The 17750-nt window shown below is 44.3% G+C and carries 17 protein-coding genes and 3 pseudogenes; 9 read left to right on the forward strand and 11 right to left on the reverse strand.

What is annotated here, in order from left to right; genetic code table 11:
• From H6F63_RS20355 to H6F63_RS20365, 3 genes and pseudogenes are all read left to right on the forward strand, one after another.
• Window positions 1-127: pseudogene (locus tag H6F63_RS20355) on the forward strand (ISKra4 family transposase); the annotation flags it as partial.
• A 164-nt stretch (window positions 128-291) separates the two neighbouring features.
• A complete protein-coding gene (locus H6F63_RS20360; RefSeq protein ID WP_190639300.1) occupies window positions 292-669 on the forward strand; it encodes a hypothetical protein in 378 nt (125 codons plus the stop codon).
• A 1-nt stretch (window position 670) separates the two neighbouring features.
• A complete protein-coding gene (locus H6F63_RS20365; RefSeq protein WP_190639301.1) occupies window positions 671-2689 on the forward strand; it encodes an SUMF1/EgtB/PvdO family nonheme iron enzyme in 2019 nt (672 codons plus the stop codon).
• A gap of 40 nt (window positions 2690-2729) precedes the next feature.
• On the opposite strand, the gene H6F63_RS20370 is transcribed toward H6F63_RS20365, so the two are convergent.
• From H6F63_RS20370 to H6F63_RS20380, 3 genes are all read right to left on the reverse strand, one after another.
• Window positions 2730-4094 (reverse strand): DUF4041 domain-containing protein, encoded by a 1365-nt coding sequence (locus H6F63_RS20370; RefSeq protein ID WP_190639302.1) that lies wholly within the window; start codon window positions 4092-4094, stop codon window positions 2730-2732.
• 308 nt (window positions 4095-4402) lie between these two features.
• A complete protein-coding gene (locus tag H6F63_RS20375; protein WP_190639325.1) occupies window positions 4403-6067 on the reverse strand; it encodes an FAD-dependent oxidoreductase in 1665 nt (554 codons plus the stop codon).
• Between the two features lie 165 nt (window positions 6068-6232).
• On the reverse strand, window positions 6233-7327 hold the full coding sequence (locus H6F63_RS20380; RefSeq protein ID WP_190639303.1) for an alkene reductase: 1095 nt from the start codon (window positions 7325-7327) through the stop codon (window positions 6233-6235).
• A 226-nt stretch (window positions 7328-7553) separates the two neighbouring features.
• On the opposite strand from H6F63_RS20380, the gene H6F63_RS20385 reads away from it, so the two are divergent.
• Window positions 7554-7733 carry a hypothetical protein gene (locus tag H6F63_RS20385; protein WP_190639304.1) on the forward strand — a complete coding sequence of 60 codons (180 nt, stop codon included), beginning with the start codon at window positions 7554-7556 and terminating at the stop codon, window positions 7731-7733.
• Window positions 7734-7761: 28 nt separating this feature from the next.
• Here H6F63_RS20385 and H6F63_RS20390 read toward each other — a convergent pair whose 3' ends face one another.
• Together H6F63_RS20390 and H6F63_RS20395 are read right to left on the reverse strand one after the other, a co-directional pair.
• Window positions 7762-8160, reverse strand: a complete 399-nt coding sequence (locus H6F63_RS20390) for a transcriptional regulator (RefSeq protein WP_190639305.1) — start codon at window positions 8158-8160, stop codon at window positions 7762-7764.
• Window positions 8144-8443, reverse strand: coding sequence for a type II toxin-antitoxin system HigB family toxin (locus H6F63_RS20395; protein ID WP_190639306.1), 300 nt, complete (start codon window positions 8441-8443; stop codon window positions 8144-8146). The genes H6F63_RS20390 and H6F63_RS20395 overlap by 17 nt, the downstream gene beginning before the upstream one ends.
• A 259-nt stretch (window positions 8444-8702) precedes the next feature.
• On the opposite strand from H6F63_RS20395, the gene H6F63_RS20400 reads away from it, so the two are divergent.
• Window positions 8703-9338: a Uma2 family endonuclease gene (locus H6F63_RS20400; protein ID WP_190639307.1), complete on the forward strand. Its 636-nt coding sequence runs from the start codon at window positions 8703-8705 to the stop codon at window positions 9336-9338.
• A gap of 75 nt (window positions 9339-9413) precedes the next feature.
• On the opposite strand, the gene H6F63_RS20405 is transcribed toward H6F63_RS20400, so the two are convergent.
• Window positions 9414-9752, reverse strand: coding sequence for a XisI protein (locus tag H6F63_RS20405; protein ID WP_190639308.1), 339 nt, complete (start codon window positions 9750-9752; stop codon window positions 9414-9416).
• Window positions 9737-10155, reverse strand: a pseudogene (locus H6F63_RS20410) (element excision factor XisH family protein). The gene H6F63_RS20405 and the pseudogene H6F63_RS20410 overlap by 16 nt, the downstream one beginning before the upstream one ends.
• A gap of 206 nt (window positions 10156-10361) precedes the next feature.
• Between H6F63_RS20410 and H6F63_RS20415 the strand changes: the two are divergent.
• The 4 genes from H6F63_RS20415 to H6F63_RS20430 all read left to right on the forward strand — a co-directional run bounded on the left by H6F63_RS20415 (window position 10362) and on the right by H6F63_RS20430 (window position 15647).
• Window positions 10362-10592, forward strand: a complete 231-nt coding sequence (locus H6F63_RS20415; protein WP_190639309.1) for a type II toxin-antitoxin system HicA family toxin — start codon at window positions 10362-10364, stop codon at window positions 10590-10592.
• The gene (locus H6F63_RS20420; RefSeq protein WP_190639310.1) at window positions 10589-10819 is read left to right on the forward strand and encodes a type II toxin-antitoxin system HicB family antitoxin; all 231 of its coding nucleotides are present in this window, start codon (window positions 10589-10591) and stop codon (window positions 10817-10819) included. The genes H6F63_RS20415 and H6F63_RS20420 overlap by 4 nt, the downstream gene beginning before the upstream one ends.
• Window positions 10820-11629: 810 nt before the next feature.
• The gene (locus H6F63_RS20425; RefSeq protein ID WP_190639311.1) at window positions 11630-14083 is read left to right on the forward strand and encodes a tetratricopeptide repeat protein; all 2454 of its coding nucleotides are present in this window, start codon (window positions 11630-11632) and stop codon (window positions 14081-14083) included.
• Window positions 14061-15647: a DUF2357 domain-containing protein gene (locus H6F63_RS20430; protein ID WP_190639312.1), complete on the forward strand. Its 1587-nt coding sequence runs from the start codon at window positions 14061-14063 to the stop codon at window positions 15645-15647. Before H6F63_RS20425 ends, H6F63_RS20430 begins: the two co-directional genes overlap by 23 nt.
• Here H6F63_RS20430 and H6F63_RS31125 read toward each other — a convergent pair.
• The 4 genes and pseudogenes from H6F63_RS31125 to H6F63_RS20450 all read right to left on the reverse strand — a co-directional run.
• A pseudogene (locus H6F63_RS31125) lies at window positions 15637-15759 on the reverse strand (DUF29 family protein); the annotation flags it as partial. The gene H6F63_RS20430 and the pseudogene H6F63_RS31125 overlap by 11 nt on opposite strands.
• 149 nt (window positions 15760-15908) lie before the next feature.
• Window positions 15909-16244, reverse strand: a complete 336-nt coding sequence (locus H6F63_RS20440) for a XisI protein (RefSeq protein WP_190639313.1) — start codon at window positions 16242-16244, stop codon at window positions 15909-15911.
• Window positions 16232-16531, reverse strand: a complete 300-nt coding sequence (locus H6F63_RS20445; RefSeq protein WP_199298183.1) for an element excision factor XisH family protein — start codon at window positions 16529-16531, stop codon at window positions 16232-16234. The genes H6F63_RS20440 and H6F63_RS20445 overlap by 13 nt, the downstream gene beginning before the upstream one ends.
• Window positions 16532-16536: 5 nt before the next feature.
• A complete protein-coding gene (locus H6F63_RS20450; RefSeq protein WP_190639314.1) occupies window positions 16537-17493 on the reverse strand; it encodes a hypothetical protein in 957 nt (318 codons plus the stop codon).
• Window positions 17494-17750 lie beyond the last annotated feature (257 nt).

The raw sequence follows: 17750 nt of genomic DNA on the forward strand, positions 1-17750 counted from the left end.
TGTAGAGTCGGCAGTAAAACAAATTGATAGAAGGTTGAAAATTTCAGGAGCGCAGTGGTTGATGAAAAATGTTAATCAAATGCTTAAGCTTCGGTGCGCCTACCTTAACGGATCAATATCCGTTTGATGCTCAAAAGCGCAAAACCGGGATGCTCCCACCGCGATCATCATCTAGATAATGGAAAGCATAATGCTGTGAGTACTCCTATCATTCATTCTCTACATCTATCGATCCGAGTACATTTAGAAACAATACAATAAAGGAGGCAAGTTTCAAGTGACAGAATGCTCATGACTGACGAACCCATCTGGATTGTAACTCGCGATGATGTTGCAGACGAAACTATTGAGGGAGCAAAGGGCTGGGGTCAAGATCTAGCGAGAAGGGGAGAAGAGCTGGTTGAGAAAGTTTCGGTATTGAAGTCCAAGGCTATCGATCCTGAGAAGCTTAAGCAGGAGTGGAACCGAACGATGCGTGTGGTGGGGCAATTGATTCAGCAAGCAGAACAGGAAGCTGGTGGAAATTTCGGGATGCAGTTGGATGAGGTGACGTTAGCCGTCGAGATTAATGGCAAGGGTCAAGTAAATTTACTGGGAGCTTGCAGTAGTGAAATGAACGGGAAAGGGGCAATTACCCTGAAGTTCAAGAGGGCTGAACAAAAGAATTGAAATGGCGAATAATTGGGCGGTCGCGATCGGCATTAATCACTACGAACACCATCCTGAACGACAGTTAAAATATGCTGCTAATGATGCCCAACAGCTATCAACGTTCCTCACCAATCATGCTGGATTTCCGTTGGATCATTTGCTCCTATGTTTGGGGGATGAGAAGTATAAAGGTAGTCAAACCTACCCGAACTGCTCTAATCTCTTAAAACTGTTGAATCGGGATTTGCACCCGAAGCGCTTAGGCAATGTAGATCGGTTTTGGTTCTTCTTCAGTGGACATGGGATTAGCAGGAATGGGCGGGATTACTTGCTTACAAGTGACAGCATTCTAGAGGACATTGACCTCAAAATAGCGCTTCCAGTGGATGAGGTCATTGCCGCTCTGCGACAGCATCAGAAAGCTGAAATTGTCCTCATTCTGGATAGTTGCCGAGAACAAGTGGGTAGTCGGAGTCTTAGCAGTACGACTTCCCAAAAAACCCTTGAAGTTGCCCAGCAGCGCGGCATCACAACGATTTTCTCATGTGATTATGGTCAGTTATCTTATGAAATTGATGCTTTAGGAAACGGCACATTTACTTATGCTTTAGTTGAAGGTTTGCAACGGTATACACTTCCCCATAAGCTAGAACGCTACCTGCAACATCGCGTCCAAGAGCTGAACCATCAGAACAATAAACGGGTTAACCAAACTCCACGGATTCGTATTGAACCAGCTTCCAAGATACATTATCCCTTGCTATCAAACTGCGCTACGAAAGAGGACATCGTTGTTCTGCTAGATCTGGCTAAAGATGCGGAACTGGAAGAGGATTTTGGACAAGCAAAGAACCTATGGTGGCAGGTTATTGAGGCTTCTACATCGAGGGAACAAATTGCGGAAGCAAGGAAGGCGATTGAACGGATCGAGCGGAAAAGCACTCAAAATTCAGTTAGCTTTTCTAATTCACCATATGAACAAGTTCCTTCGCCATCTTCATCGGTTGAACTTTCACCTACGGTTCCGAGCGAAAGCCTTCCATCAAGAGCATACAGCAGCCGCAGTTTAGAGCGTCCAACCCAGTCACGATTCGCTAATCAGCAGGAGAATCTGCCTATCTTTTCTACTCCCAGCCAAAGTACAGAAGGCTTGGAGGAACAACAAGATACGAAGTTGATCATCCCATCAATTCCTGGTACTCAAGCTTTTGAATTTACAGTTGTGATGGTAGATATCCAAGGCAAAGAAATCAGCCGTCGTCGAGGACAAGCCCACTACTTAACTGAAGATATTGGCAACGGTGTGACGTTAGAGATGGTCTACATTCCAGGAGGAGAATTTTCGATGGGTTCGCCGGAATCTGAAGGAAAGCGATACTCCAATGAGCGACCTCAACATTCAGTAACAGTCAAACCATTTTTAATAAGCAAGTACCCTATTATTATACAAGCACAGTGGAGAGAAGTAGCTGCTTTGTCAGAAGTCCATCAAAAGCTCAATCTTCGCCCATCGCGTCCTGGAGGCAAAAGTCACCCTGTTACCCAAGTTTCTTGGCATGATGCTGTTGAGTTTTGCGATCGCCTATCTCAAACAACAGGTCACGAGTATCGTCTTCCTACTGAAGCAGAGTGGGAATATGCCTGTCGTGCTGGAACTACAACCCCTTTTCACTTTGGCGAAACTATCACCTCCGATCTAGCTAACTACGATGGTCGTTATCTCTATGGTTCAGAACCTAAAGGAATTTATCGTGAAAAAACTAATTCAATAGGCACCTTTCAAGTAGCTAATGCTTTTGGACTATTCGATATGCACGGTAACGTTTGGGAATGGTGCTTAGATCATTGGCATGAGAGTTATGATAATGCACCTATAACAGGAGAGGCTTGGATAGATTGCAGTAATAATCAAACCCGTCTAATGCGTGGTGGTTCGTGGCGTAATGAACCCCTTCGCTGTCGCTCTGCTTCTCGTTGGCATAGCAATATAAACCAACAGTCTCACAATATTGGTTTCAGAATCATTCGCTCTTTATAACTTATTAAAGTTTAGTAGGTTGTTGATTTCGTTCCTATTCTCAAGCTATTTCACCCTCTTCTTGTACGTAGGCATCGGTTAAGGTTGTGTGATAATCACTTCTTCGCTCAGCGGCTTGAGTTCTACGATATTCAAGAGCTTGGGGCACTTTTTCAAATTTTTCAATCCTCAAAGCTCCAGTCTCTCTACAAATTTTTTGTACGGCTTGCTCGATTTCATCCAATCGCACATTAAAAAACTCCCTTCTTTCGTTAACTAGATTCACTCTTTTATTATTAAACTGCTGATGTAAATACTCTACTGTCTCTGAAGCCTCTTCTGAATAAATTTTAAAGTGAACATCAAAAGGAAATGGAACGGCAGGATTCATTGTTTTGACATATACATCTGGGTTATTATTTTTAGTCATAAATATTCTATATACGTCTCGTCCTAGAGAACCAATATTGGAAACTACATAAATGTAACCAGATTTAAGTCTTTTAAAGTTTGAGACGCTTTTTTCTTTATTTTCTGTATTAGTTTGAGCCTTAGAAAGTTGCTCCTGTAAATATTGAATTTGACGTTGATAATCATCGAGTTGTGTACCTGCCGCTTGTTCCATTTCTCGACGTACTTTTTCAATATCTTCTTCATATTGCTTTTCTATCTGTTTAGCTTCTTCAGCCTCCCGCCTTGCTTTCTCAAGCTTGATACGCTCTTTCTCCTCTTGCTTCATCTGTTCCCGAATGGCACGATCTTTTTCTTTTTCCTCTTGTTGTTTTTCTTCTAACTCATATTTTAAATACAGCTCTTCTACCTTCAACTTCAAGTATCCTTGCGAAATTTCACAACAAGTTACTTCTGACAGTTTGTTTAATTTGTTGAAGGTACTGATAATCCTCTTTTCTAAATTGGAGACATTATTGTACTTCACTTCTCGTATCGCATAGTCACATTGAGTTTCAAAAGCTTCTTTTATTAAGTTAAGAAGGCTTTTGATCATTTTATCTCCTTTTCTTTGATTGCCATCCAATGTCAACTTAACATTACTAATAAATGCCTTGCCATCTTTTCGCATTTTTTCCTGATCTAACTTTAAATTTTTCAGATGAATTACATACTGACTAGACTTTATAAAATCAAATTTTGGTTCATAATAATCTATAGCCTGAAGATAAACTTTTGCATCAAGCTCACGCGACTCCTGCTGAAGATTACTGATTTGAGTATTTAAAAATTCTTCTTGCCTTTCAAGCTCGGCAATATTTGAAGCTAATTGCCTTTCTTGCTCTTCTTTGGAACTCAGGCTCTCATACCTACGCAACTTCTGTCGCAGCCATTCCTGCTCACGCTGCTGCATTTGTATCCAAACACTACAGAAGGCTAACGCCGCTCCAGCTAACAAGAGGAGTATTGACAACATGCAATTCAGTATTCTTGCTCATGTACCTTTAACGTAGCTTAAAGGATATTCGAGAAGACAAGGCAATAAACATAACTTAGCGAATCAGCGATCGCTCAATCGCATAGGTTATCTTTTGCTGTAGGCAGACACCAGCGCGATCGCTAGCCTTCCAACCGCTATTTGTAATTGTCAAGCGATCGCAAACATTCTTCAACAGAGCGATCGCTTGTATGGTTTATTTTAGGGCGTTGATGAAAGGGTGAACACGTTAATGCTTCCCTGAATGCCTGGAAAAGCATTACTTTTTCGAGCCAGCTAATTCTCCATCACACAACTTTACTCAAATATTGATGGACAAACTGAACGCAAATTGAACCTTCGCCGACTCCCGAAGCCACCCGCTTCACCGAACCATGACGCACATCGCCCACTGCAAAGACACCCGGAATATTCGTTTCCAGCAAAAACGGATCGCGATCCAGCGTCCATCCCTTCGGGCGGTGTCCATCCTGTTTCAAGTCTGGCCCAGTTATTATAAAACCACGCTCGTCTCGCATAATGGTGCCATCTAACCACTGGGTTCGCGGTACTGCGCCAATAAAAATAAACAGGGAAGTAGCCGCAACAGTTTGCATTTCCCCAGTCATAGTATTGGCGATGGTAAGACCTTCCAAACTCGTCTCGCCTTTTGCCTCAACAACGCTGGAATGCACCTGTACTGTGATGTTCGGTGTCGCCTCAATCTGGTCAATCAGGTACTGAGACATACTCTTAGTTAGAGAGTCGCCGCGCACCAACATCGTCACCTGGCGGGCGTACTTAGAAAAGTGCATCGCCGCTTGTCCGGCTGAGTTTGCCCCACCAATGATGTAAACATCTTCATCCTGACAAGATAGCGCTTCTGTCTGCGCTGCACCATAGTAAACACCTGCCCCAGTCAGACGGTCAAGCCCCGGCACATCAAGCCGTCGCCACGACACGCCAAGCGCCAGAATCAGGGCGTGACAACTGATTTCGCTACCATCTGCGAAGGTAATAAAACGATACTGGTCTTGGACGCGAATGCCTGTTACTTCTTGGGGTGTGAGAATTTCCACGCCAAAGCGTCTCGCCTGTGTCACTGCACGCCGCGCCAAATCGCTTCCACTTAAACCGACTGGAAAGCCGAGATAGTTTTCAATGCGGGAACTTGTCCCTGCTTGTCCGCCTGGGGCTTCTCGTTCCACCATTACGGTGTGCAGCCCTTCCGATGCGCCGTAGACTGCTGCGGCTAGGCCTGCGGGGCCGCCACCAACGATAATTAGGTCATAAAATGGCTTTCCAGCTTGCGTCTGTAACCCAATTTTCTCGGCAACTTGTATGTTTGTTGGCTTTTCGATTTTCGTACCGTCGGGGAAGAGGATGAGGGGCAGGTGTCGCTGATGACAGTCGGCGTAGGTAATGAGTTGTTGTGCTTCTTGTGATAACTCGATATCCAACCATTCAAAAGGCACTTGATTTCGAGCTAGGAAGTCTTTAAGTTGATGGGAATGGGGCGACCAGCGGTTCCCAATCACGCGAATGCCTTCAAAGGGCGGCCGGAAGCTTGCCAGCCAGTCATCGAGCAAATCGTCTAGAACTGGATACAGGCTTTCCTCTGGCGGGTCCCAAGGCTTCATCAGGTAGTAATCGATCTGGGTTGTGTTGATGGCGCGAATGGCTGCATCGGTGTCTGCATAGGCGGTGAGCAAGGCGCGTTTTGTATTTGGGAATAGTGAGAGTGCTTGTTCGAGAAATTCTACGCCGGACATTTGCGGCATTCTTTGATCTACTAGAAACAGCGCCGGGGATTGGTTGCGGAGTTTCAGCTGTTGCAGTGCTTCCAGTGCTACTGCTCCCGACTCGGCACGCAACACGCGAAAGCGATCGCCATATTCTCGCTGTAAGTCGCGGGCGATCGCTCTGAGGACTTCCGGATCATCATCAACTGTCATAATTACGGGTTTAGCCATAGTGCGATCGCTTTCTCCCTTTCCCTTGTTGGTGGCGTATCCGTCAGTGCTTTCGCTGTCGAAACAAGCGATCACTCTCGTCCAGTTTTTACAAGTTAGATGAAACTGCGTCAATACTTCTCACGGTAGAGATTGGGCTTCCCCGATGTCATCCTTACCCTTATGTTAATTGTGCTGAAGTTCTAAGAATGGGTAGTCGGTGTATCCTTTTGCATCTGGGGCGTAGAATGTCTTCGGATCTGGCGTATTTAAAGCCGCGTTCACTTCAAAACGTTTTGGTAAGTCAGGATTTGCCAAAAACAATTTGCCAAAGGAAACCAAATCTGCACCTTTGCTGGCAAGAATACTATCTCCTTTCGGATGATCGTAGCCGCCATTGGTAATCAAAGTTCCTTTGTAAATCGGGCGGAAGATAGGTGTTATCGGGTTCAGAACATCGCGGCTTGCCAAATCAGTTTCATTTGGTTCCATCAGGTGGAGATAGCCAAGATTAAAGCTGTTGAGGGCATCTATTACATAACCGAAGGTTGCTTTTGGGTTTGAGTCGTACATCCCGTAAAATGTGTTACTCGGTGAAAGCTTAATCCCCACTCTATCTGCACCCCAGACACTTGCGACGGCTTCGACAACTTCTAGAACAAATCTGGCGCGGTTTTCAATTGAACCCCCATATTCGTCTGTGCGCTGGTTGGTGCCATCTTGAAGAAACTGCTCGATCAGGTAGCCAAAAGCACCGTGAAGTTCAACTCCATCGAATCCAGCAGCGATCGCATTTTCAGCACCTTTGCGGAATTGCTCGATAATCTCTGCAATTTCGGGCGTTTCCAAAGCGCGGGGTGTTTCCATTGGCACCTTGCCTACAGGGGTGTGCAGTTCTCCGACAGGCGCGATCGCGCTTGGTGCAACTGGCAACTCCCCACCTAGTAAAGAAGGATGGGAAATCCGTCCACAGTGCCACAGTTGCAGAAAAATTCTCCCTCCTTTCTCATGTACCGCATCCGTAACCAGCCGCCAACCCGCAACTTGTTCTGAGGAGTAAATGCCCGGACAGTTCATGTATCCCAGGCTAAGGGGCGAAACCATTGTACATTCGGTAACAATCAGTCCTGCACTCGCCCGTTGTGCATAATATTCGGTCATCAGCGAGTTTGGGATGCTTTCAATTGCCCGTAAACGAGTCATTGGTGCCATCACCATTCGATTGGCAAGCGTGTAAGGGCCAAGCTTTACAGGTGAGAAAAGATCGATATCTGAATTCACTGGCTTAATCTCCCTAAATAGAGGCAACTATTAACTCTAAGAGCAGCTTCAGCGATCGCAACCTCATAAAGATGAAACTCATTCTCAGCAATCTCTGCATAATATTTATAACTGAGTTTCAATATCCAAAATCAGGAGATTTTGTTAAACTACGCTATGTACAACTTTTATTAGCCCTCCTTAAAAAGGGAGGACAAGAAGTGCGATCGCATATCGTCCGTAGGTTGTGGTTGACCAAGGAAACCCACCAGTTTTATACTTCCTCGTCGCTGGTATCATTAATGCGATCGCTATCCTCGCCAATCCTAAAATGCGATCGCAATTAAGTGAAACACATCCAGCCAAGCAAGATTTTGGGATGATGGATAGTATTTTTCCAATGGTTCAGCAAGATTTATCCGTCTAATATCAAGCTCAATAATTTGACAGAAGCATCAGATAAACAGCGTCGGCGATACTTTAAAGTAATCGCCAAGCGCCTTGGCTTGTGCCTTACTAATTGAGCGCTTGCCATTCACAACCTCGGACACTACGCCACTCGATCCAATAATACCCACCAAGTCAGCTTGACGAGTACCACTGGATTCTAGGATGTGTTGGAGAATTTCATGAGGTGCAGCTTGATCCATCGGATAGTTCTGTGCCTCATACGCTTCAATCAACGTCACTAGCAACTTGTGCAAAGTTCGCTCCTCTGGACTTCGGTTTTTCGCAAACGTAAGCCGTTCTGTCACTGCCAAGATGCGATCGTACTCCTCTTGTGTCTCAATCACTTTGGGAGCGACTTCTGCTAGTAGATTGCGATAAGCGGCTTGATCAAAAGTAAGGGTCATTTTTCCAGTTGCTCTTGTCGTATTCGGCATGAGTTAAAAAGTATTTGTAGTAAACCGTTTGGTCTTCGTAGTCCATACCGACAATCAAGCGATAGCCATTGCCTTTGATGTTGAAGACAGTGAAGTTGCCAACGGCTTCAGCATCTCGGTAAATCTTACGAACATCCTCCAAGTTTTGCCATTCTGCCTTGTTGACGGTTGCGTACCATGCGTCGATTTGCTTTTTGACATCGGGGTACTGGGCAGCATCAACGCGGAGGTTGCGAATCGAAATGAGGTGCATTTGTTTTTACTTTCATATGCGATAAATATATAAATTGTTCTTTCATGCTCTCATTTTGAGAGGAGTTTGTCAAGATGTAATGGCTCCATCTACGAGTTTCTGAGATCAAGTGCAAGATGGATAGTGGGTGAGCAGTGCAGTGCGATCGCGCTAGTAAAGGCAAGCAGATCGAATATCGCCTGTAGGCTGGTTGTGCATTGCGAAACCTAACATCTACTAAAGAGCGATAATAATTCTTAAGTGATCGAGCAGGCTGCCGATGATTAACGTGATCGTTAAACCTGATGCCATCGAATTGCCAGCAGGGGCAGTGGTAAGAGTCCCTGGAACTTGGCAGGATTATCAAGCAATGCTTGAACATTTAGGCGATCGCACTTCCCCTCGCATCAAGTACCGCAATGGAGAACTATTACTCATGGTTCCTTTGCCTAAACATGGTAAGCAACTCGACATTATCGTGGACATGGTAAAGGTGTTGCTACGCCATCGGGGGCTGAAGTTCGACTCTTACCATGAAACCACGATGGATTTGCCTGAGCATAGTGGTGTCATCCCTGACCATTTTTTCTATATCGGTGAGTTACCAGTAGTGGGAAAACGTCGAATTGACTGGAGTAATGATCCGCCACCCAATTTGGCAATTGAGTGTGATATTACTTCATTCACCAGCGTTAATGATTATCTGCCCTATCGAGTCAGTGAACTTTGGATCATCCGCCGACAGAAAATTGAAATTTACCAGTTTCAGGATGAGGGCTACATTTTAGTTCAGCAGAGTCAATTTTTCCCTGGATTCGACTTGAATGCCATCTTTACCGAGTGCATTTCCGATGCTTACCAATTAGGATCTGGCGCGATTGATAAATTAAGCGATCGCTATCCTCGCCAATCCTGAAATGCGATCGCTGCATTTGGCGTTGATGTTGGACGGGAGTAGATGTTGGGTTTCCTGGGTTAACTGAATCTACAATCAAGCCACTGCAAAGCCTGTATACTCCCGTATTTTGGGATGGCGAAACCCAAGTACAATATCTTCTTTAGGAACGCCTGCTTCTAGTAAATCGGTAGCAATACCTTCTTCGGTATCATCATATTGAATCCAGATTTTATCATCAATTAAATCTACGTGAATCGGCGTAGTGTGTAAATACTTGTCGGCATTCCAACCAATATCTAAAACTAAGTAGCGTCCTCGTTCATCATCAAATAGAACTTGGGAATCATAACTGTCAGGCAGGGAAGCTCGATATTGGGCGTGTTCTTGTAGTATTTTTTTAATGATGTCTCGGTAGTTTAATCGGGTATCCATTGCGCGATCGCCTCACTTTCCTCATCAAAGACAATCAACCTAATAATTTGGTTCTTTAGCAGAACTTGTCCTAATTCTATGGTAAATACGCTGTTGAAGGTAGGACGAGAAACGGCAAGATGAGAATTCGTTCTATACCCATTTCGTTAAGGATTTGGCGATAGAGGACATACTGCCCCAAAGCTTGCTCCAAATCCTTGACATCAGACTGTCCCACAAAACTCTTGACTTCAACAACAATTTTTTGGAGTCCTTTTTCGGCACTAATGAGACGTTCTGCACCGAGGTCGGCAGATAAGCGCTTCTTGCCTATTTGCAATGGAAATGGATCGTGGGTAATCGTCCAGCCATCCTTTTGTAAGGCACGCTTAACTGTATCGTGGTAGATGTCTCGCCTCGCCATGCTGAATTTATAGGGTTTGCTATCTTCCTAGCGTAATCTCGAAGCATCAAGTCTTTATGAAGCTGAGTGGGGGCAGAGGAGGACATAGAATTTGGCGTTGATGTTGGATGGGAGTAGATGTTAGGTTTCCTTGTGTCAACTCAACTTATGGGGATAGGAGATCCCACGAGCAGAGAAAATAAACAAGAAGTTGGCGGTAAGGGCTAATGCCAAAGAAAATAAGGGAATTGAAAGCTATGGTGGCAAAAGTTGGATACGTCCTTCAACCAGGCCGGGGTAAAGGAAGTCATACTTATTGGAAACATCCGTTGCTACCCGAAGAACCCCTAACCATCCCAGGCAAGGATGGGGATGATGCTCCGGTATATTTAGAAAGAAGCATTCAACGGGTGCTGAAAAAGCTAGAAGTGATTGAAAACGAGGAAGGTGAAGAATGAGCTATCGCTACAGCATGGTGATTCAATGGTCAGAGGAGGATCAGCTCTTCTTAGTTCACTTGCCTGAGTTTCCCTGGCAGCAGTTTCATACGCATGGTAGAACTTATGAGGAAGCTGCCAAAAATGGTCAGGAAGTAATTGAGGCTTTTGTGGAGATGCTGACTGAGGAGGATAAACCACTACCAGAACCCAGAATTCTTCCTACAAAGCCCTTACAGGTTGCCTAGTTGAGTGTGACGATAGGGTTGCAACTATTGGTATACGTTGGGTTTTATGCTTGAACACAATCTACGGCTGGAATACTCTGAGTTGACTTTCTTTGTAGCGGCTGGGTAGGAGCGATCGCTATCCTCGCCAATACTGAAATGCAAATGCTATATTTGCCGTTGATGTTGACAGGAGTAGAGGTTAGGGATTGGGTTTCCTTTACCAGTCTAATTAGTCAACAGTAAGTTTGCCTAGGTACTTGCAATTTGGGCAGGGGTAGCAATTGGCTGGAGCCAGTAGCCAATGAGCGATCGCACCATAGTTGCTGAGTGTACCCACTAGCATCGGCTATGCTACACAAAGAGTCTGGTGGAATTTAGGGTTGGGTGGAGGAGTGAGATCGCGCCTCAACATCAGCAAGTCACTAAGCGAGTCAGCTACAACAGGTGTAGTAGGAACTTGAGAATGCAGGAAAAATGGTAGACGAGGTTGTCTCCTCTGAATCGAACACTCTTACATGGAGCGATGTAGAAGACGCTGCTGAACTTGCCTTTAGAGGGTTTGAGCATCCAAGCTTAGAATTTGGAGCATTGGAATGGGCTAATCAGGCATGGGAAATACTAATCCAAGCAGGACTGGCTACATATTCGATTAATGACAAACTCGAACGCTCCCAAGTAGTGATACGTTTTTTAGCTCTTGCTGACTTCTACCTTGAATTTTGTAGTATCGCTTGGCAGGAGTCTCACGAACCTCATTATCGCCTTTGGGCAGACACTCTCGAAATTGTTCATATTTATGGCAAACAACTAATCAACTCTGATTCTGACTTGAACTTTTATGAGGATGATGAATACGAACTAGACAATAGCGACCTTCAGAAATTAGCAGATGATGCACGCGATGAAGTTCTTGCCGCGCTGTTAGACACTTTCAACAATACATCAATGCTTTTTGCCTCTCTTTGGCTAAGCTACAGGCAAGAAGTTAATGAAGATAATGAAGAGAGTGAGTACGAGTACATCGAAACTGCTAGTGAAATCTCTATAGACGATTTAATAGAGCGACATTTTCCTGTCTTTGAGTGGCTCAATGACCAATGTTGTACAGTATTTGAACGGATAAAAACACAATCTATACAAACTTTAAGTCAAGGTGTTTATAAAATTGAGTTGGAAACTCAAGAATCCAGTACGGGTAAACCTCAAACTCCTTTCTCAGTCGAGACTTTTGACCTTCTTGAACAACTGAAGGAGAAACCAACAGGTGATTTCTACCTAGCTCACGAAGAGCAGTTCAAAAAATTAGTTGAAAACCCATTTCAAGAGCTTACCAATCAGGTAGCTGCTCAACTACCTGATGTAATTACAAATCGATTGGAGCTAACAAAAGCGAGGTTTGTATCATGGAAAAACTGTGAATGCTCTTTTTATTCAAGAGGGTTACATCCAAACGCAAGTGCTAATTTATATATCCTAATTACTTTTTATTCTTTAGAGTTTGGGTTTTTTATTTTTAGCGACGGTCTTGATAGGGCTAGATTAGCAGCTAATTGTAGAATATATCCGCAAGCAACTCAAATTGTGATTCAAGAATTTCCAAACCAATGCACTCCTCTAGGAACCAACAAGGTTTCCTACTCTCGAAGTAATTTAGGGGATTGGCTTAAGTATGTTAGTCGAAAAAGTCGTAATATTAAAGATAATATAGTAGTTTACTCAATATTATCTAAACATGAAATACTAGATTGTTCTACAGAAGAGATAGCTGAGCATATAAATCAAACATTTAGGGGGCTTTTTCCTCTATTTTTACTAGCAACCTGCAATGACCCTATTCCAGCCATTGAAGAATACTTAAAGTCTCCGCATAAGAGAACTGATGCTAAGGAATTATACAACCAGGGGGTGGAAGAGTATCAGCAAGGCAACTACCAGGAGTCAATTAATAAATTTGACGAAGCATTGCAGATAGAACCCGAATTTGCTGCTGCATACTCCTACAGAGGAAAGGCTAAAGCAGAAATGGAAGACATTCATGGGGCAAGAGCGGACTATAGTAAATCATTACGTCTTCAAGGCAACCAGAGTGAACTTTCTCATGACCTCGGTAATGTCCATTACAAGCTTGAAAATTACCAAACAGCCATTGAGAATTACAACTGGGCGCTAGATATTAATCCAAGCTTTGCCTTAGCCTACTGTAATCGCGGACGTGCCTACTTAAAACTGGAGGATAAGCAGAAAGCAATTGAGGATTTACGCAGAGCAGCAGAACTCTTTGACCAGCAGGACAATATTGAGCATAACGAAGAAGTACAGCGTATTCTGAAAACAATTCAGCTAGACTACTCTGAACCTTCATTTACAGAGATTTGTGAAAATGTTCGCTCTAAAGGTCTGCGTATCTCTGAAAGCACTCTGCGCCGCTATCACTTAGCACTCAAAAGCAGGAAATTTGTAATCCTCTCTGGAATTAGTGGCACGGGCAAGACTTGGATATCCAAAGCCTATGCTGAGGCAGTAGAGGCTGAATATCTTTTGGTTCCTGTCGCTCCTAACTGGACGACTAACGAAGATTTACTAGGTTATCTCAGTCCAATTGACAACAAGTACCACGACACTGACTTCAGCACATTTCTAGAGAAGGCAGAAGAGGAGTATCAGGAAGCCCAAGCTGAAAAACGTACCCCTAGTCCCTATCATCTAGTCTTGGACGAGATGAACCTAGCACGGGTGGAGTATTATTTCGCGAAATTCCTCTCTGCAATGGAAGTGCGGATGCGTGAAGGAGTAGCCCAAATTCAGCTTGCGTCAGAGAAACAAGTTTTACTTCCCCCAAATCTCTACTTCATTGGTACAGTCAACGTAGACGAAACAACTCACAGCTTTGCTGACAAGGTTTATGATCGAGCGCAACTCATTGAGCTTGAAGCCCCTCGTCAGGATTTATACGAGCATTTGGGTGAGGTTTCATATCGTGAGATGCTGATTAAGATTTGGGATGAAGTACACACAGTTGCCCCCTTTGCTTTCCGTGTTATAGATGAAATCAAGACTTATGTGAAAGAGGCTGAAACGTTAGAGTTATCTTGGCAAGATGCCTTAGATGAACAGCTTTTGCAGAAGATTCTGCCCAAACTTAAAGGTGCCGATGATAGGGTTGGGGTAGCCCTCAAGGCATTCGTGGACATTGTTAATGAGAAGGACTTCCCCCTAAGCCACAAAAAAGCTACTAAGATGCTTGAAACATTCAATCAGCATGGATTTACTTCCTACTTCTAAATTAAGCTTTCTCAATCTTAAAGGTGAACCCCTGGACGCTCCATTAGAATGGCAGGCTGGTTTTTTAGAAGTTCAAGTGCCTAAAGATAAGTGGGAGGAAGTGCAGCTTTGGCGGCAGGGTGAAGAACTCCCAGTCTTCCTGAAACGTCTGGGTAAAAAGGCTAGAGTTCTAGCTGATTGGCCTCGCTCAAATCCCGGTTACTATCAATTGCGGCTTGAGTATCAGGGTGAGGTTGAGGAGCAAATTGTAACCGTTTGGCCTCTGAAGATTAGCCGTGAGGCTTTCGCTCAAATGCTAGAGGATTTAGATACTCGACTTCCAACCTCAGTAGCAATAGCTCTACAACGTACTGGGGCTTTAGCTGCTCTCAAACTGCCAAAACTCTGTGAAACTACTTTGGCTCAGGAAATGGTTCGCCTGCGTCGGGCTGTCGAAGGAATAAATAACCGACCTGGGCTAACTGAGATTTTGCGTTCACTCGCTGATGACCCTCATAAAATTCTAAAAACAAATGAGATTTGGGTTCGGCAAGAGCAAGTCCGCCGACCTTCTCCTAGTGGTCTAGTTCAGGCTTTTAGTCGAGGACATAACCTAGATGCTAATGGGCGACCCATTCGCGTACCTGATACACGAGTAGAACACACTATTGATGTTTATGAGAACCAGTTAGTTAAGCTGTTTTTCGAGCTGGTCAATCAGAGGTTTCGACGAGTTCGGTACGTCTTTGAAGCTGACCCGAAAGGTAAGCCACTGGATGAGGTGAACTCTCTGTTTGCACAACTGAAAAAGGCTAGGCGGCAGGCAGCTTTTCTAGATGAAGTGAGTCAGCCTAAACAGCAGCCCAATCAAGTCACGATGGTTCTCTTGAAGCGTCCACCTTACCATGCTGCGTTGGAAGCGTATCTTGAATTTATTCGGAGTCCCGCCGTGCGATTGGAGGAGTCAGAACTCGATGCACCTTTAGAGAATCTACCTGATCTCTACCAGATTTGGGGTACTCTCTGGGTGATTCAAACATTGCTGGAAGTCGCTGAACAGAAAGGATATCAAGTAGAAAATCAATGCTTGGTGGGTAGGGATAAAACTGGAATCTACGTCCGAGTTCTGCCTAATAATCAGCCAGCAGTAGTTTTAATTCACCCTCAGCACAAGACGAGAGTTCAGCTAATTCCAGAACGAACCTATGGGAAGGATGGCGAACTCCACAGCGCTAGCGTTAGACTGCGCCCTGATGTAGCAGTAGAGATTAAGCAAACTGATGGCTCTCAGCAAGTCTACCTCTTCGATCCTAAATATAAGCTGGATAGTGAGCGGGAGGAAAACATAGACAAAGAAGGAAAGCCAAAGCCAGCAGACATTCAGAAAATGCACACCTACCACGATGCTATCCAAGACAACAAAGGCGAACAAGTAGTGTGCTACGCTGCAATTCTTTACCCTGGTTCCTTCCACTCCTATTCCAGGGAAGAAATCGAGGCTCTTCCTGCTTATCCTGGTGCTGAGGCTGAACTACAGAAGCATCTGCGCCGCGTGTTAGTCGAAGCTCTCAACGTCAAAGTTTAGCCTTTCCAAAGGTATCAATATCTGAAATTTCCCAAATCAAATTGAGCAAGTCAAGCTGACCCCACTGGTGTTTGCCAAGTAAGATTGCTTGTTTCCGCGTCCAGGTGTAGAAATCTGATTCGTATTTCCAACCGCAATATTTCTAGTGTAGAGTTGCCCAGCAGCTCTATTCTTCCTCGTCGCTGGTGTCATAAATGCGATCGCTCCCCTGGTACGCTTTGTGCGATCGCACTCGATAAGCTTTGAGAGAATAAGGAGCGATCAAGCGACTCCATAACCCGTATAGGGACGCTTGTACGGCGAATGTAACCCCAAAACAATATCCTCCGAAGATACCCCCATTTCCAATAATTGCCGCGCAATATCCACCTCAGTCATATTGCGCTGAATCCAAATCTTGCCATCCTTAATATCCAAATGGATGAAGCAATTGTAAATCCGCTTCATCCCCTGCCAACCCACATCCAACAACTGATAGTGGTCATGTTCCGTATCAAAAATAAGCTGGCACTCAATGTCTGGATTTCCATCTTCCACTGTCGCCTTTTCAGTCAAGAGCTTACGGATGTATTCCCGATAGCGTTCTAGTTTCTCCATTCGATAACCACCTCTTCCTGGGGATCGTAAACAACGAGTTTGAGTTGATATAGCCTAACTGCTTCCTGAACAAACCGCTCTTGAAAGAAAGAGTCAAACGTATCAAACGGTACTGCTAAATATAGCGTCCTGTCCGGTTCGCTCATTTGTAGAGCAAGCCGATAGTTCAAAAATTGTCCCAAGCGCGATCGCATATCGCTGTCGCTGGTGTCATCAAGGCTCGCTCCCCTGGTGCGCCTTGTGCGATCGCACTCGATAAATTTTGAGAAAATGAGGAGCAATCGCACTCTCGTTAATCTTTCTTTTTTTTATCTTTTTTCTTTTCCTTTTCTTTTTCCTTGTGCTTTTTCTTTTTGTCTTTACCTTTAGTTTCTTCTGCTGCTCGTAAAATCAAATTCCGCGCCACAGTTTGCGTCCCCGTATGCTCGTAGTAATTAGTGGACATATCCAGAAAGGCAGCTAGATAATCCAACTTACTATCAGCAGTATTCATAAACTGTTGTAAGTGAGTAACAACGTTTTCTGGTGTTAACCCATGAGATGCAACAAAGTTACTCATCCAGCCGTTAACTGAGGCAAAACTCTCACCAATGAAGCCTAATTTACCAGCCGTAGTACCGCCAGGAATTGCAGTGTTGATACTTTGATAGGCAGTATTTCCTTCTAATTGCGAAGGATTGAGCTGAGCGAGAATTGATTGAGCTTTGAGAATGAAGTCGGGGCCAAGAGGAATCAAGCCATCAACGGCAACTAGCGCCGCCATCCGCATTATGGATTCATTGTGATAGTTTCCTAAAGAAGTTCTAAATGCTTCAATGCTGGTAGGAATTCCGTGCAACCGACAAAAGGCAATCAACTCTACTACCAGCTTTAGGGACAAATCAATGGCTTGTACGGTATCAGGTTTGGGAGTAAGCTGGTTTAAAAAATTCAGGAAGCTGATTTTCTCGCCAACTTTGTTCGCAAGTGCTGCTGCACCGATGGCGCTATCAGCACGATCAATTGTTTGGTAAAGCCATAAGGTTTGTTGATAAACTTCCGTTGGATCGTTGTAGAGCGCGATCGCTCTGTCACCAATCTCCTCAATTAAGTCTCTATCGGTAACACCTGTCACCGCACGGATGGTGTTTTCAAACCCCACGACGTTTTGCCACTCACCAGGAACGACAAAATCGAGCGATCGCAGCATATAAACGGTCATGCTGCTGCTTGGCAGGGTATCCACCAATTTAGAAATAGATTGACTCACGAATTTATCTCCTTTTTCCAGTAGATGTTTACCTCTCTATAGCAATCCTATTTGAGTTGTGAGCCAGCCCTTCAGATCCCCGACTTCTTAGAGAATTCGGGGATCTCGCATTCACAAATCATTTAGAACTGCTATAGCCTAATTTTTATGAGTAAGTGCCTTTTACAAAAAGTTACAGCATTAATGTTAACTTGCCAGCGCGATCGCAACAAAGCCGATAGAGTGGGTTGAACGTTGGAAACTCAACCTCTGTTTTG

Origin of the sequence: Trichocoleus sp. FACHB-40, from assembly GCF_014695915.1 — a bacterium.
GTDB classification, from domain to species: Bacteria; Cyanobacteriota; Cyanobacteriia; order Cyanobacteriales; family FACHB-T130; genus Funiculus; species Funiculus sociatus.